This is a genomic window from Bradyrhizobium guangdongense (genome assembly GCF_004114975.1).
Taxonomy (GTDB): Bacteria; Pseudomonadota; Alphaproteobacteria; order Rhizobiales; family Xanthobacteraceae; genus Bradyrhizobium; species Bradyrhizobium guangdongense.
Map to the genome: position 1 here is coordinate 782,695 of NZ_CP030052.1, position 13,615 is coordinate 796,309.

Genomic DNA, 13,615 nt, shown 5'->3' on the forward strand with positions numbered 1-13,615 from the left:
ACTTTGTCCGTCACTGCAGCTCTTCAAGGCCCAATAGAATTGGTGTACCGACCCGGTTCAGCCTGTCCAAATGTTGGAAACGTGTCAAAATAAGATCCGACCTGGCGGAATCGAACATTCCATCAGTACACGCCCGATATTTCCGCTCCAGATGTTCCCAACTGACGGGGTCGCTGCTCGAGCCGATATAATTGGATTTGCGCCGTTTAAAGAGACTCCCGTCTCGCCGCATGACATCAACTTCGGTAAAGGCTTTTCCGGCTCTGTAGAGCGGCTCGAAAAGCTCTGGCGTGCTCTGGTCTGGATGAACATAAGGTTCAACCGACTCCATTATCTTGCGCGTCGCGGGATCCTTGAGCGCATCGGGAGTGAAATCGGCTAGCGTGACGTCGCCTTTTCGCAGTGCCACAGCCACGCAATAGCTGTAGCTAAATTTTGCCTGTAAGTGACTTTCAGGCCGATCATAACGCATGATGTTAAGCGTTTGATAGCTGGTGCCGCAACGCACCGAGGTTATATCTGCCAGATCAAGCTCTTTATTTCGGAGGCCTTCGACAAGCACGTCGAGAGCCGGGAGCACCATCGCGCAAACCGGATATAGCTTGACGTTGATGCGCATCACTTCAAAGGGGGCTCCCATGTCGCGCATTGCGTCTTCAAAACAGATCACACTCAAGTCACCGAATAGGTGCATGAAACCTTCATGACCCTCGATGGCAGTCGGGCTTGCGTCGATGCCAGCCAGAGCCAGCTTTGCGGCCATTACGCCGTTCTCGGCAGCACGGCCGGCGTGGACGGGCTTGGTCGACGTTCCAAAGTTCTGACGGATGCCACAAGCCATCGAGGCGGCGATCCCCAACGCATCTCTGGTCTGCTGCGCGTCCAAACCCAACAGCTTTGCCGATGCAGCCGTCGCTGCGAAGGTTCCGAAAGTCGACGTCGTATGCCAACCGTTGGCATTATGTTGGTAGGTCATCGCCCGCGCAATCTTGGCGCCGACTTCCATCCCAGCCACATACGCGGTGATCAGTTGTTCGCCCGAAACGTTGCGCTCGTCGGCCAGCGCAAGAAGCGCCGGAACCATGCCAGTGGATGGATGGCCAAGCATAGTCGCGTTGCCGTCATCGAAATCGTGCACATGAGCTGCCACACCATTGAGAAAAGCCGCCGTTCTCGCCGTCGTGCGCAAGGAAGTGCCGATAACCAGCGATTTGCCGGGTTCATCGACCAAAGCTTGACGCGCCCTGCTTGCGGCCGCCTCGCCTGCGCCCGCAAGCGTCACAGACAACGTGTCTGCGAAAGCGCGCTTGGTCGTCTCCACCGCCTCTGTCGGGATGTCGGAAAAGCGCAGTTTCGTAACCCAATCAGCAAGGAAGGCGGTCACGGGTGGACGTGATCGCGTCGCCTCGGCGGCACTGGAAGTGATCTCGTTCATATTATGATACTTCGAATTTGGTTCAGCGTAAGGCTAGAACCGCGGAGCGGATCGCTGCCACGGCGGTACGCAAGTCGTCGTCCGACGACGCGATGGAGATACGGAAGTAAGGAGAAAGGCCATAGGCCGCGCCTTGTACAACTGCGATGTCGGCCTCGGCCAGTAAGTAATCGCACAGAACGCTATCAGACGAGATTCGGCCGCCTGCCGGCGTCGTTTTCCCAATCAGATCGGTACAGCTCACAAAGATATAGAACCCTCCCTCAGGGCGCTCGGCGGAAAGACCTGGAATTGCCTTGATGATCGGTAAGACAAAATCTCGCCGCCGGTGGAACACAGCTACGCGCTGGGCTAAGAAATCTTGTGGCCCTTCGAGTGCGGCCAGAGCAGCAGCCTGCGCGATTGAACATGCGCCACCCGTCGCTTGCGACAAGACTCGAGTAATGTCCCTGATCAGCCAATCCGGCCCGGCGCAATAGCCGATACGCCAACCCGTCATGGCGTATGCTTTGGAAACGCCGTTGACCGTCAGGATGCGCTCCCGCAAATCGGGCGCAATCTGCGCCAAGGTGTAAAACGGCCGCCCATCAAACCGAATGTGCTCATAGATGTCATCTGACAAAGCAAGGACGTTAGGATGGCGACGCAATATTTCGGCGAAGGAAAGCAATTCCGCCTTTGAGTAAATTGATCCCGACGGATTGTTTGGCGAATTCAAAAGAAGCCAACGCGTCCGAGGTGTGATGGCCGCCTGTAGTTGTCCAGGCTGCATCTTGAAGTCACTTTCGACGCCGCACGCGACTATCACCGGCTGTCCGCCGGCGAGCCGCACCATGTCTGGCATCGGCACCCAATAGGGTGCAGGTATAATGACCTCGTCGCCGTCGTTTAAGGTTGCGGCGAAGGCATTATATATACTTGGTTTCGCGCCCGGAGCGACCACGATCTGATTGACTCCGTATTCCAAGTCGTTGTCGCGTCTCAGCTTGCGCGAGATGGCCTCGCGCAGCTGAATGGTACCCGTATTGATGGTATAGCGGGTTTCTCCAGCTCGGATCGCCGCAATTGCCGCTTCCTGAACGTGCTCTGGCGTATCGAAGTCAGGTTCGCCCTGTGCAAGGCTGATAACGCGCTTGCCTGAGGCCACTCTCAACTTTGCTTTTTGAGCCATGCTCTCGGAGACATCGACCTGAATCTTGCCAACCCGCTTCGATCTGCTTCGTGTATTCAAATTAGTCACCGCTTCCTAGTCCGTGAGAACGACGCCAGGCTTTCGACCCGTCTGCGCGCGGGCTCGGCTGTCGCAGCCTCTTATTTGATGAGCCAAGCGTTGAACATTTCATTCGACTTGGACAAGTTTTCACCCCAGAAGCTGACATCGAGGGGCACGAGCTGCTTAAAGTTGTCAGGCTGCGTCGGGATCAAATACAAGATCTTGGGGTCGATATATTGGTAGGCGCTGATCGAAGCCGTTCCGTTCAGGACGCGCGCTGCACGCGCGGCTTGTCGCTTCGGATCAAGAGTGAATTCGATGAGCTTCTGAACCATCGCCACCTTCGGATTCCCTTTCGGAATCGACCAGCCATATGCGGTGTAATAGCCTTGATTCCATAGGATCTTAAGATCCTCTCCTTGCACGATAAGCTCCGCTGCCCGGTTGACATAGGTCGCGGTAATGTCGATTTCGCCGCTGTGTAACAGCTGCGCGCTCTGCGGCGCCGTCGTCCACCACATAGCGATCCGCGGTTTGATTTGATCGAGCTTCTTGAATGCCCGAATCCAACCGGCATCTGTTTTCAGTTCGTTTATGATGGCCTGGCCGGGCTTGACGCCGTCGGCGCGCAATGCCCACTCGATGTTGTCCCGGCCGCTGTTGCGGAGGGACCGCACGCCAGGGATCGCTTTGTCCCACATGTCCGCAACGCAAGTCAGATCTTTCCCGGTCGCGGAGGTCCGATAAACCGTTGAATAGGCTGATATCGAGTCGGGCACAAAACCGGCGAGGTTCCTCAGCTCCACCGGAAGGTCGTCATACAGGTGTTTTGGAAGGGTGATCTTTTCAACCAAATCCAAAGCCAAATATCGAACTGCTTCGTCCATGCCTGCGCCAATGCAAGCATCGAAGATATAATTCTTCGTGTCGACCATCGACTGCATCTGGGGCAGCGGCTGCGCGGCTCGCACCACGGGAACGACCGTGATGCCGGTAGCCTCCGTGAAAGGAGTGTAAAAGAGCTCCTTATAAATCTGAGATACGGAGCCACCAGCATCTGCAATGTAGAGAGTTTCGCCCGCTGCCGAAGCGCGACCCATGATCGCGGGTGCTGCTAACGTTGCGCCCGCCAGCATTGTGGTCTTAGTAAACTTTCTTCTGTTCATTTCTGGCCTTCCGTTAGCGACTTACGCCGACCGCGGATTTCATCGAATGTCGTCGGAGGCAATCATCCCGGGGCGTTCAAAGGGATGGTCGTTGCCGATAGTGCCGATCATCATTCGTCATTTCACAAGCCACTGATTGAACAGCTCATTCGATTTCGTGAGATTCTCTCCCCAAAAAGCCACGTCCAACGGGACCATCTGCTTGAAATTATCTGGTTGCGTCGGGACGTACTCGAGCACCTTCTTGTCGATAAATTCGAAGGCACTTTTCGAGGCGCTTCCTTGCATCAACTCGGAAGCAAGCGCGGCTTGACGCTTCGGATCCAATGAGAACTCGATGAGCTTCTGCACCAAATGGACCTTTGGATTGCCTTTTGGGATGACGTACCCATAGGCAGTGTAATAACCTTCGTTCCAAAGCACTTTGAGGTTCTCACCTTGCCGGATCAGCGTTGCAGCCCGGTTCGCATACGTCGCTGTAATATCGATCTCCTGAGCTTGCAGAAGCTGAGCGCTTTGTGGGGCCGTACTCCACCAAGTCAGGATTTTCGGTTTGATCTCATCCAATTTTCGAAATGCGCGCTCCCACCCGGCTTTTGTTTTCAGCTCATTGATAATGGCCGGTCCCGCGGGAACGCCATCCGCTCGAAGCGCCCATTCTATGTTGTCGCGACCGCCAGTACGCAGCGAGCGAACTCCCGGAATGGACATGTCCCAAATATCGGCAACTCGTTTCAGATCCCGTTTTGTCGCTAACGGCCGATATACCGTCGCAAACGCTGCAACGGAGTCCGGATAGAAGCCCGGAACATTTCTGATGGAGTCAGGAAGGTCGTCATATATTGACCTCGGCAACTCAATTCGTTCGCTGAGCCCCTCAGCATCGTAGCGGACACCTTCATCGAGACCGGCGGCCCCATGCACATCGAACGTATAGTTCTGCGTTTCCACCATGGTCTTCATCTGAGCCAGCGCTTGGGCTGGCCGAACGACCGGAACGACATCAATTCCCGTGCTTGCAGTAAAGGGCGTATAGATAACCTTCTTGTAGGACTCGGTGTACGCACCGCCCGCATCCGCAACATAGAGGGTCTCACCGGCCGCCGATGCGCGTCCGACGATGGCGGGTAGTGGGAAAGTCGCGCCGGATAGCGCAGCTATCTTGACGAATTGCCTTCTATTCATTGTTGGCCTCCTCACTAACCATTGCCTCGAACTGACGGCTCTAATGTCGGCCCATCCAACCGATGCAAGCGCTACACGCGTCTGGACGTCCCGCCAACGGAATTGGCTATGAGCATAAATCCGAGAATTAACGCCAGGAGTAGCGTCGACACTGCTGCCAACTCCGGTGACGCCCCGTACACTGCCTGTTGGTATAGCTGCTTCGGAAGCGTGGTGAAGCTGCCTCCCGTGACAAACAGAGAAATCGTCACTTCGTCAAACGACTGGATGAATGCGAAAAGAAACGCGCCATAAACTCCAGGCTTGATGATCGGCAGCATGATATATCGGAAGGTCTTGAATTTTGACGCGCCCATCGTCCATGCGGCATAGTCCAACGAACGATTGTAATTTTTGAGCACGGCCATCAGTGACATCGTGGCATAGGGCAGCGCAAACACCATATGCCCCATGATCAATCCGACCCATGTGCCAATCAGCCCGAAGCGGGCATAAGCGTAGAACAGCGCGACCGCCGTGATGATATGAGGCAGAAAAATCGGAATGGTCAGCAGCAGAATTATCAGGAACTTTGCCCTCGTCTTTTGACGAACGAGAAATAGTGCCGCCGGAATAGCGATGGCAATGGCCATCAAGCTGGTGATGGCGGCGATGCCAACCGATCGCCAGAAAGCCAATACCCAGATTGGTGAGCTAAGGACCGACGTGTACCATCGGAGTGAGAAACCCTGGGGCGGCCAGCCGAACAGAAGGCTGTTAGAGAATGAAATCGGAACGATACAGAAGATCGGAAGTATCAAGAACAACGCAATTGCCAGCGAAACCATCGACAGAATGGGTCTACTCACCCTTTGCCTGAGCTTCACCGTCCGTCCCGTCAGTTTTTCGGCGACCAATCCGAAGCTGGCGGTAATCCATGAAATTCCGTTGATTAGTTTCATTCCGCCACGGCGGAGCATTCGGTTCAGTCTCGACGGATGCTGGTCGCCCTCTTCTCCGGTCAGAATGTGCATTCCAACCACCCGATCAAACAGAAAGAAGGAAATAAGTGTTGCCAGCAACAGCATGGCGGATATCGCCGCAGCGAAGTTCCAGTGCAACACCTCGGTAACTTGTTCGATGATCAATTGAGCGATCATCGTTTCCCGAGGACTCCCGAGCAGCTGCGGCGTGATGAAAAACCCAAGAGCACTCACAAAGATCAAGATACCGCCGGCCGCCACTCCCGGTAACGACAGAGGAAAATAGACCCGCCAAAAACCATGGGAGGGGCGGGCACCCAGCGTGCTCGCCGCTTTTTCCAAGTTCGGCTCGATGCCCTCCATTACGGAGTACATCGTAATAATCGCCAAAGGCAAAAGCGAGCTGCTCAGGCCGATCATCACGCCGTTCCAGTTGTAGAGGAAGGCGATCGAATGATCGAGCCAGCTCAACTTCAAGCCGGTTACGTTGATCAAACCGCGGCGACCGAAGATAATAATCAGTGACAGATTGCGGATCAGAAAGCTAGTCCAAAGCGGCACCAGAACGGACGTCAGGATTGCTGCTCGAACCCCTGCATTTGCTTTGGAGAGTGCATATGCAACGGGGTAACCGAGCGTCAGGCAGATCCCGGTGGCCCAAGCAGCGGTTTGAATCGTTCGCACGAGCACGCTAACGTATAGATTGGTCTTAAATACTCGCGAAAAATTCTCTAGCGTCAGCGCACCGTGAGCGTCAAAGAGGCTGAGAACAAGAATTCCGCCGACAGGCAGTACAAATACGACGGATAGAAACGTCAGCAGCGGTGCTATCTGAAGAAACGGCCAGCGCGCTAGCAATTCGCTCAGAGGTAGGCGCCGATCTGATCGCGGCCATGATCCCGGGATGGTCGTCCGATCTGTCACGTTCCTACATCCTTTATTTCTACCGACCGGGAGGCGGCCCAGCTCAAGATGCAACGTTGACCGTTCTCGATATCGTGAGGAGCCTGTGCATTCAGAACAAGGGCTGAAAGGACGCGATCGGACGCCGACTTGAAGAAGTACCGGGTTGTCGGCCCAATATTGATGCGCTCAATAAACGTCGCTTCGGTCCGGTGGTGCGCGGGAACGACGTCGGCGTTGACGCGAACGTATTCAGGTCGAACCATCAGTCGCGTTCCCGCCTGCATGGGCGTCACGTTGCCGCTTGCATCGCTCACTTCGCCAGCCGCCATGATATTGGACTGTCCGATGAAGTTAGCGGCGAAGACCGTCGAGGGGCGATCGTAAATTTCGTTCGGTGGTGCCAGTTGCTCGATCTCGCCACCGTTCATCAGACAGATCCGATCTGACATGGCCAACGCTTCTTCTTGGTCGTGGGTCACGTAGATGATGGTCGTCTTTAATCGCTTATGCAGATGCTTGATTTCGATCTGCATCTGCTCGCGCAAGTTCTTATCCAGCGCGCCCAAAGGTTCGTCCATCAGTACGATCGACGGCCGGTAGACCATTGCGCGTGCGAGAGCCACGCGTTGTTGCTGACCACCCGATAGCTCCTTGGGCACACGCTCGGCAACGTGAGGTAAGCTGATGATCTCCAACATCGACTTTACCCGGTCGCGTATATCAGCCTCCGGCATCTTCCGCATGCGCAGCGGAAATGCGAGGTTTTCCGCGATACTCAAATGAGGAAACAAGGCATAGTTCTGAAAGACCATGCCAATATCCCGATAAAACGCGGGCTCGTTGGTAGCTCGACGACCGTTGATGTAGATCTCGCCGGAGTTTGGAGGGGTTAGTCCGGCGATCATGGTTAGGAGCGTCGTCTTTCCGGAGCCAGAAGGGCCCAATAGAGTCAGAAATTCTCCTTCGGCCACATCGAGAGACGTCGGCTTCAAAGCGTCGAACGCACCGTACCGTTTCGAGAGGTTTTCGATCTTGAGCTTCATTCGTATGCCCGCTCTAACGATGCGCAGGAACTGAGTTGCGGGGCGGTCCCGCCAGGAATGAAATGCTGCGTACAATCGTGTAGTTCAACAACCCCTCAGCCCCACCCTCACGCGCATACCCCGAGTCCTTTGTTCCCCCAAAAGGCGTCTCCGGCAGCGATGACGTGAAGTGATTGATCGCAAGGTTTCCGACCTGCATGTGGTCGGCGATGTAGCCGGCGTAGTCAGCCGAATGAGTCATCGCGTAACCCGCAAGCCCATAGGGCAGTTCGTTGGCGCGCTTGATCGCGTCTGGCAGCGAAGTAACCGAATTTACGAGTGCGACTGGGCCAAACGGTTCTTCCTTCATAATACGCGCATCCGCGGGCACGTCGGCCAATACCGTAAGAGGCCAATAGTAGCCGTTATTCTTGATGCGCTCCCCACCGGCAACAAGCCTGGCACCTTTCGCGATCGCCTCGCTGACGAGTTCCTGTATCGCAGCAAGGCGCCGTGAATTGGCTACGGGCCCCATCTGCGTGGCCGGATCGAGGCCATTGCCGACCTCAATTTTTCGAGCCGCCTCGCCCATGTTGTTGACAAACTCTCCATAAATGGAGTCGTGGACGAACCAGCGTGTCGGTGATGTACAGATTTGGCCCGAGTTGCTGGCTTTAGCGGCAACCGACCTGCTCGCTGAATCGAGCGGATCGACATCGTCACAAATTATGACCGGCGCATGCCCGCCCAATTCCATAATGCAGGGCTTCATATGCATTCCGGCTTGCGCGGCAAGTCCCTTGCCAACTGGAACGGAGCCAGTAAACGCAACCAGTCTGATTGACGGGTGTCCTATCAAATAGCGCGAGATATCTGCGGGAATGCCGAATACCAAATTCAACACGCCATCTGGCAGTCCGGCTTTCACAAAGGCTTCCGCCAGATGCACGGCAGCCGCCGGTGTTTCCTCAGAAGCTTTCAGGACGAGACTGCAGCCTGCCGATAGCGCACCGCCAACCTTCCGGGCGACTGAACTTAAGGGATAGTTCCAAGGACTAAAGGCCGCTACAGGGCCAATCGGATAGAGTTGCACGGTGTTTCGATACCCGGGCTCGGACGGAATGGTCCTGCCGTAAAGTCGGCGTCCTTCTTCCGCATCCCATTCCAACACCTGACATGCCCGCCGAACTTCGGTCTGCGCGTCGCGTAGCGGCTTGCCTTGCTCCAGAGTGATATCGCGGGCCACCACATCGGCATTCGCACGCAGGTTCGCCGCGGCTTGACGAATTATCTCGGATCGCCGGGCCGCTGAGGTCAGTGACCAAACGTTGAAGCCGTTCGTTGCAGCATCGACGGCAGCGGCAAGATCGGCCTCCCTTGCCATAGGAACGATCCCCAGCACGGCTTCGTTTGCGGGGTTCAATATCGGAGCGCCGTTACGTTCGATCCATTTTCCACCGATAAACAGCCTTATTGGGGTGTGCCCAGTCATCGGGTCACTCCGAGGAATTTTCGTGTGTCGGCCACCACTTTTGCCGGACTACGCTTACGCCACGGCGCGCGCTGACCTGGCGGACGGTTTTCGATTTCTGGGTGGATCTTATTCCAGACGAAGACGGGCCCGTCCTTCGCCAGGATTTCTGGCAGGGCGGCAGTATATGTGGCTAGATCATCGAAAAAATAAGTGCGATTGATGCCACATCCGCGAGCCACAAGGTCATAAGCAACGTTCTTCGCGTTCGGTACGGGCTGTCCACCAGTTGTGGCATAGCATTCGTTGTCCATCAAGAAGTAGTAGTAGTTTCGAGGCGCCTTTTCGGCGATCGTTGTCAAGATGCTGAGGTTCATTAGTAGATCGCCCTCAGAATCGAAAACGACTACCGGCTTCTCAGGTTGGGCCAATGCGAGCCCAAAACTAAAGCCGGCATGACCGCCCATGGAAGGATCACCGACTGGAAGGTCCGCACCTCCTTCGCTGATGTCCAACCAATATTGACCCGAGCGACCCGAGACGACGAGCGCATTCCTGCGATGAGGTGCGAAAGCGTGGACAAGATCTTTTGTGTAAATCATCGACCCGCGCCTCAATTAAAACCGTGAAATTCGTCGGCGATCAGTACGACGACTGGGCGCTGAGTTAGTTCAGACTCGGTGAAAGCGAGCGAGATGCGATCGGCGTCCGCATTACTTTCCACCATGTAGAACTTGATTCCGAAAGCGAGCAGGAAGCGTTCTGTATATTCGGCCGCGCTATCGTGATTGACGCCGTGCCGCGTGTAACCGCGGTAACCAACCAAGAAGACGACCGGAACGTTCAGATTGAGCAGCCAGCCGCGCATGGAATCTCCCGATTCCATCATGCCGGTATTCTGCACCAACACGATCGGCTTTGCTCCTCCTGCGAAAAGTCCGGCCGCTATTGAGCAGGCATGCCCTTCGCGGGCGACGCCGACCAAGCTCAGCGATTGCTCCTCCTGCATTTTCAAGAACAGCCAGTTCGTCTCGCTATCTGGCAGCCAAACAACATGCGACACGCCGTTTTGCTTCATTTGCGCAACGACCGATTCGGGACTCAGTGCCGCGGCTTGCTCGTCACTCATCATCGTCCTCTTTTCGCCGGCCGCCATGGGAGCGAGGGCCCGCGGCCCAATTTGTATCCGAGACGTTAATTTAGGATACGATTAAAGGGCCTCCGGCACATTCGTGTCAACCTGAATGTGACGAAATCGTAATTTCCGAATGGAATCCTCATTTTCAGAAAGCCACGAACAATGCCCGAAACTCGGCAAGCCCCCCAAAAGGGCTCGGTCTGCGACAAGTCATTGGGGGGATCGCGAACGGTTTCATATGTATCCGGGAGGGATTGCTACGGCGCCCCCTCGTTCGCGGTCAAACGCTTGCGCAATCCGGAAGGCCGTTGCATCACCAAAACGGCGGACGGTAATTTGCAGACCTACCGGCATAAGGGCTGCGAGCCCCATGGGTATCGATATAGCGGCCAAGTCCATTAGATTGGCTATACGGGCGAGGAGACCAAAAGGTGCGGTTTGCTCGTGCGCCCCCTCGATCTCTGGAGTCACGATCGGAGCCGAGGGCAAGAGAAACGCTGCTGCGCCTTCCAGATAACGATCGAATTCCACCTGCATTTCGCGGCGGGTTGTAAGCAGGCCGAAATAGTCCCTCGCGCTGATGCCACTGCTTTTGCGCATTCGCTGCGCTATCAAACGATCAACTCGACTGTCGAGCCCCTCGATGTATTGCGATAGCCCATTCCAGCCTTCGGTCCCCGTGATACCGGATGCGTGAGCCGCATATTCTTCGTGACTCCGAGGCATGGGACGCACATCTATGTGAGCGCCTAGTCTCTTGAGGTCGCCCAGTGCCTTATGGAAAAGGTCCATAATTCGGGGGTCGACGAATTTGAGCTGAGAGTCAGTTGGCGCTCGCAAGATCAAGCCCTCGACGCCAGCCGTTAACTCGCCAAGAGGATTTATGCGCCCAATTCCGTAGGTCGAGGGATCCTGGGGATCCCGCCCTTGCAAGGCATCGAGTACCAACGCGGCATCCCGGATGCTGCGGGCCAACGGACCCACAGTGTCAAATGTCGGCGCCAATGGAAAGACGCCGCCCCGGCCGACCAAGCCGAGCGTACTCTTGTGGCCAACAATTCCACAAAGCGATGCGGGGGTACGAATTGAGCCGCCGGTATCGGTCCCGAGCGCAACCGGCACGAGCCCCGCCGCGACCGCGACTCCCGATCCGCTGGATGATCCGCCGGGTACTCTCGCAACCGAGGTATCCCAGGGATTCACCGGCGTACCGCAGACGGGATTGCACCCCCAACCACCAAAAGCGAATTCAACGGTGTGCGTTTTCCCGATGAGAACCATTCCTCGATCGAGGAGGCGCTGAACAGCGTGGGCTGTGTTCTCCGCAGGGGTCGATGCGGTCGCAAGCGATCCGGCCCGGGTCGGTCTCCCCTTGACATCAAATAGATCTTTGACCGCGAAAGGTATCCCGTCCAGCATATGCAAAGCGTTGCCGCCCGCACGCCGTGCATCGGCGGTCTTGGCAGCTACGCGAGCCGAATCCGCGTAGATTGCGACGAAGGCATGGAGCTGCGGGTCGAACTTCGCAATCCGCGCCAGAAAACGCTCCGTGATCTCGAGCGACGTGACCTGCTTGGTGGCCAATGCGCGCGAAAGCTCCCCGATCGTAGCGAACGCGACGTCACCAAGGGGCAATGTATGGCTGTCACTCATCGGAGTTCCCAACTAGTCCAACGCTAGGCGCGTATCTCTCAAGCAATGCATCAATCGGTCGGGCGCAGACATCAAAGCAGCCCCGCGCCCACCGAGCCCAGATCAGGGATCAACGAAGGATCCGTGAACCTGTCCATTGTGAAGACAGCCGATCCGGGCAACGGCTTATCCGCAACCCATGCGGCCGTTTGCTCTCCGACAGCGCAAGCCATCATCGTGCCAAAGCCGGAAAGACCGACGCACATATAGGAGCCTTCCGGTCCCATGGGCCCGACCAGCGGCCAATTGTCGTGGGTCCGCGTATACCAGCCGCTATAATGATGCAGACCGCGCGTCAGCCGTCCGATATAGGTCCTGAGTCCGGGGTTGAGCCTCGAAGCCCCTCGAAGCACAATTTCGGGAAAGCGGTCGTCCAGCGGAACGTCCCAGGTCGCGTTTACCTGCGCCCTCTCGTTGTAGGCCCATCCGAGCCGTAGCCAGCTGCCGCCGTCTCCTCCGTCGGGACGGCAATGAATTGCGCCGGTCATTGGTTGTGTGAGCCAGGCAGTGTCTGCACTGGCCCGAAGCAGGCTAGCTTCTTCTTCCGTCCAATTGATCATTTGATCATCGAGGTCGATCGAAAACGGCATGTCCCGAGGAATGACCTTGTGAACATCCTCGAAGGCGATTTTCTGCTGCATCACATTGAATAGGGGCAACTCGACGTCGAGCATGGCGGCAATGTCGTTCGCAAAGGGACCCGCACAGTTAATTAGCTTGACCGCTCGGAGAGTCTTAGAGGTCCCCTCGTCCTTAAAAGCGATAGTAAACCCGCCTTCTCGCTCCGCCTTAATGCCGTCGACCATGCCCTGCATGCGGTGCGCGCCGACGCTGCCCGTGTATTCCAGCATGAAGGCTCCCATCTGCTGCCCCGAAATGTCGCCGGCTTGGCGTACATGCAGGATTGTTCGCAGGTCGCGATCATAATTGGGAAACAGCGATTGGATCAGCTCGGGATTGCGAAGCAGATCGAAGCCTCGTGGCGCCAGCGTCCAGTCAGCGTCTGCGGGTCGTTGATAACTGCGGCTCGTGGTACCCTCATGGATCCGTACCTGCTCATCGAATTCCGCACCCAAGCTGAAGCGCAATCCCTCGATCAGCTCGGAGGCATCTGTCTTTCGCGACGCCAAGACATATCCGCGTCGAGTCATGTTCAGCCGATTGCCCGACTCTCGCGCGATGTCTTCCATGAGCTGGATGGAACGATCAGAGAGACGAACCATCAGTGGATGGGTCCACCAATTTCGATAATTCTCGCCAGACTGAGCGGACGTGAAGGCCATCGGAGGGCCTTGGTCGATGAGCGCGATATCAGTGATGCCGTGGTGTTTGGCCAGATAGTAGGCGACCGCGATACCAATCGTACCGGACCCGATGATAGCGACCTCGGCGCTTTTCACGCTCGCCATATTTTGCATCCCTTCT

At 56.2% G+C, this 13,615-nt stretch carries 11 protein-coding genes; all 11 read right to left on the reverse strand.

Going from position 1 to position 13,615, the window contains the following annotated elements; genetic code table 11:
- Positions 1-10: 10 nt before the first annotated feature.
- Complete coding sequence (locus X265_RS39360) at positions 11-1,435, reverse strand: MmgE/PrpD family protein (RefSeq protein ID WP_128929619.1); 1,425 nt, start codon at positions 1,433-1,435, stop codon at positions 11-13.
- Between the two features lie 22 nt (positions 1,436-1,457).
- On the reverse strand, positions 1,458-2,675 hold the full coding sequence (locus tag X265_RS39365; protein ID WP_128929620.1) for a pyridoxal phosphate-dependent aminotransferase: 1,218 nt from the start codon (positions 2,673-2,675) through the stop codon (positions 1,458-1,460).
- Between the two features lie 71 nt (positions 2,676-2,746).
- Positions 2,747-3,814 (reverse strand): extracellular solute-binding protein, encoded by a 1,068-nt coding sequence (locus X265_RS39370; RefSeq protein WP_128929621.1) that lies wholly within the window; start codon positions 3,812-3,814, stop codon positions 2,747-2,749.
- A gap of 117 nt (positions 3,815-3,931) precedes the next feature.
- Positions 3,932-4,999: an extracellular solute-binding protein gene (locus tag X265_RS39375; RefSeq protein WP_128929622.1), complete on the reverse strand. Its 1,068-nt coding sequence runs from the start codon at positions 4,997-4,999 to the stop codon at positions 3,932-3,934.
- 71 nt (positions 5,000-5,070) lie between these two features.
- The gene (locus X265_RS39380) at positions 5,071-6,885 is read right to left on the reverse strand and encodes an ABC transporter permease subunit (protein ID WP_164933842.1); all 1,815 of its coding nucleotides are present in this window, start codon (positions 6,883-6,885) and stop codon (positions 5,071-5,073) included.
- Positions 6,882-7,910 carry an ABC transporter ATP-binding protein gene (locus X265_RS39385; protein ID WP_128955179.1) on the reverse strand — a complete coding sequence of 343 codons (1,029 nt, stop codon included), beginning with the start codon at positions 7,908-7,910 and terminating at the stop codon, positions 6,882-6,884. Before X265_RS39385 ends, X265_RS39380 begins: the two co-directional genes overlap by 4 nt.
- 13 nt (positions 7,911-7,923) lie before the next feature.
- Positions 7,924-9,381 (reverse strand): NAD-dependent succinate-semialdehyde dehydrogenase, encoded by a 1,458-nt coding sequence (locus X265_RS39390; RefSeq protein ID WP_128955180.1) that lies wholly within the window; start codon positions 9,379-9,381, stop codon positions 7,924-7,926.
- Complete coding sequence (locus tag X265_RS39395; RefSeq protein ID WP_128929626.1) at positions 9,378-9,962, reverse strand: thiamine pyrophosphate-dependent enzyme; 585 nt, start codon at positions 9,960-9,962, stop codon at positions 9,378-9,380. Before X265_RS39395 ends, X265_RS39390 begins: the two co-directional genes overlap by 4 nt.
- An 11-nt stretch (positions 9,963-9,973) precedes the next feature.
- Positions 9,974-10,516, reverse strand: a complete 543-nt coding sequence (locus X265_RS39400; RefSeq protein ID WP_128929627.1) for a thiamine pyrophosphate-binding protein — start codon at positions 10,514-10,516, stop codon at positions 9,974-9,976.
- A 216-nt stretch (positions 10,517-10,732) separates the two neighbouring features.
- Complete coding sequence (locus tag X265_RS39405; RefSeq protein WP_128929628.1) at positions 10,733-12,151, reverse strand: amidase; 1,419 nt, start codon at positions 12,149-12,151, stop codon at positions 10,733-10,735.
- Between the two features lie 71 nt (positions 12,152-12,222).
- On the reverse strand, positions 12,223-13,599 hold the full coding sequence (locus X265_RS39410; RefSeq protein WP_128955181.1) for an NAD(P)/FAD-dependent oxidoreductase: 1,377 nt from the start codon (positions 13,597-13,599) through the stop codon (positions 12,223-12,225).
- Positions 13,600-13,615 lie beyond the last annotated feature (16 nt).

What these genes read in the sequence shown, in the direction of transcription:
- X265_RS39385 (WP_128955179.1), bottom strand. Translation starts at nt 7,910, where the DNA reads ATGAAGCTCAAGATCGAAAACCTCTCGAAACGGTACGGTGCGTTCGAC.
- X265_RS39390 (WP_128955180.1), bottom strand. Translation starts at nt 9,381, where the DNA reads ATGACTGGGCACACCCCAATAAGGCTGTTTATCGGTGGAAAATGGATC.
- X265_RS39360 (WP_128929619.1), bottom strand. Translation starts at nt 1,435, where the DNA reads ATGAACGAGATCACTTCCAGTGCCGCCGAGGCGACGCGATCACGTCCA.
- X265_RS39410 (WP_128955181.1), bottom strand. Translation starts at nt 13,599, where the DNA reads ATGGCGAGCGTGAAAAGCGCCGAGGTCGCTATCATCGGGTCCGGTACG.
- X265_RS39375 (WP_128929622.1), bottom strand. Translation starts at nt 4,999, where the DNA reads ATGAATAGAAGGCAATTCGTCAAGATAGCTGCGCTATCCGGCGCGACT.
- X265_RS39405 (WP_128929628.1), bottom strand. Translation starts at nt 12,151, where the DNA reads ATGAGTGACAGCCATACATTGCCCCTTGGTGACGTCGCGTTCGCTACG.
- X265_RS39400 (WP_128929627.1), bottom strand. Translation starts at nt 10,516, where the DNA reads ATGGCGGCCGGCGAAAAGAGGACGATGATGAGTGACGAGCAAGCCGCG.
- X265_RS39395 (WP_128929626.1), bottom strand. Translation starts at nt 9,962, where the DNA reads ATGATTTACACAAAAGATCTTGTCCACGCTTTCGCACCTCATCGCAGG.
- X265_RS39370 (WP_128929621.1), bottom strand. Translation starts at nt 3,814, where the DNA reads ATGAACAGAAGAAAGTTTACTAAGACCACAATGCTGGCGGGCGCAACG.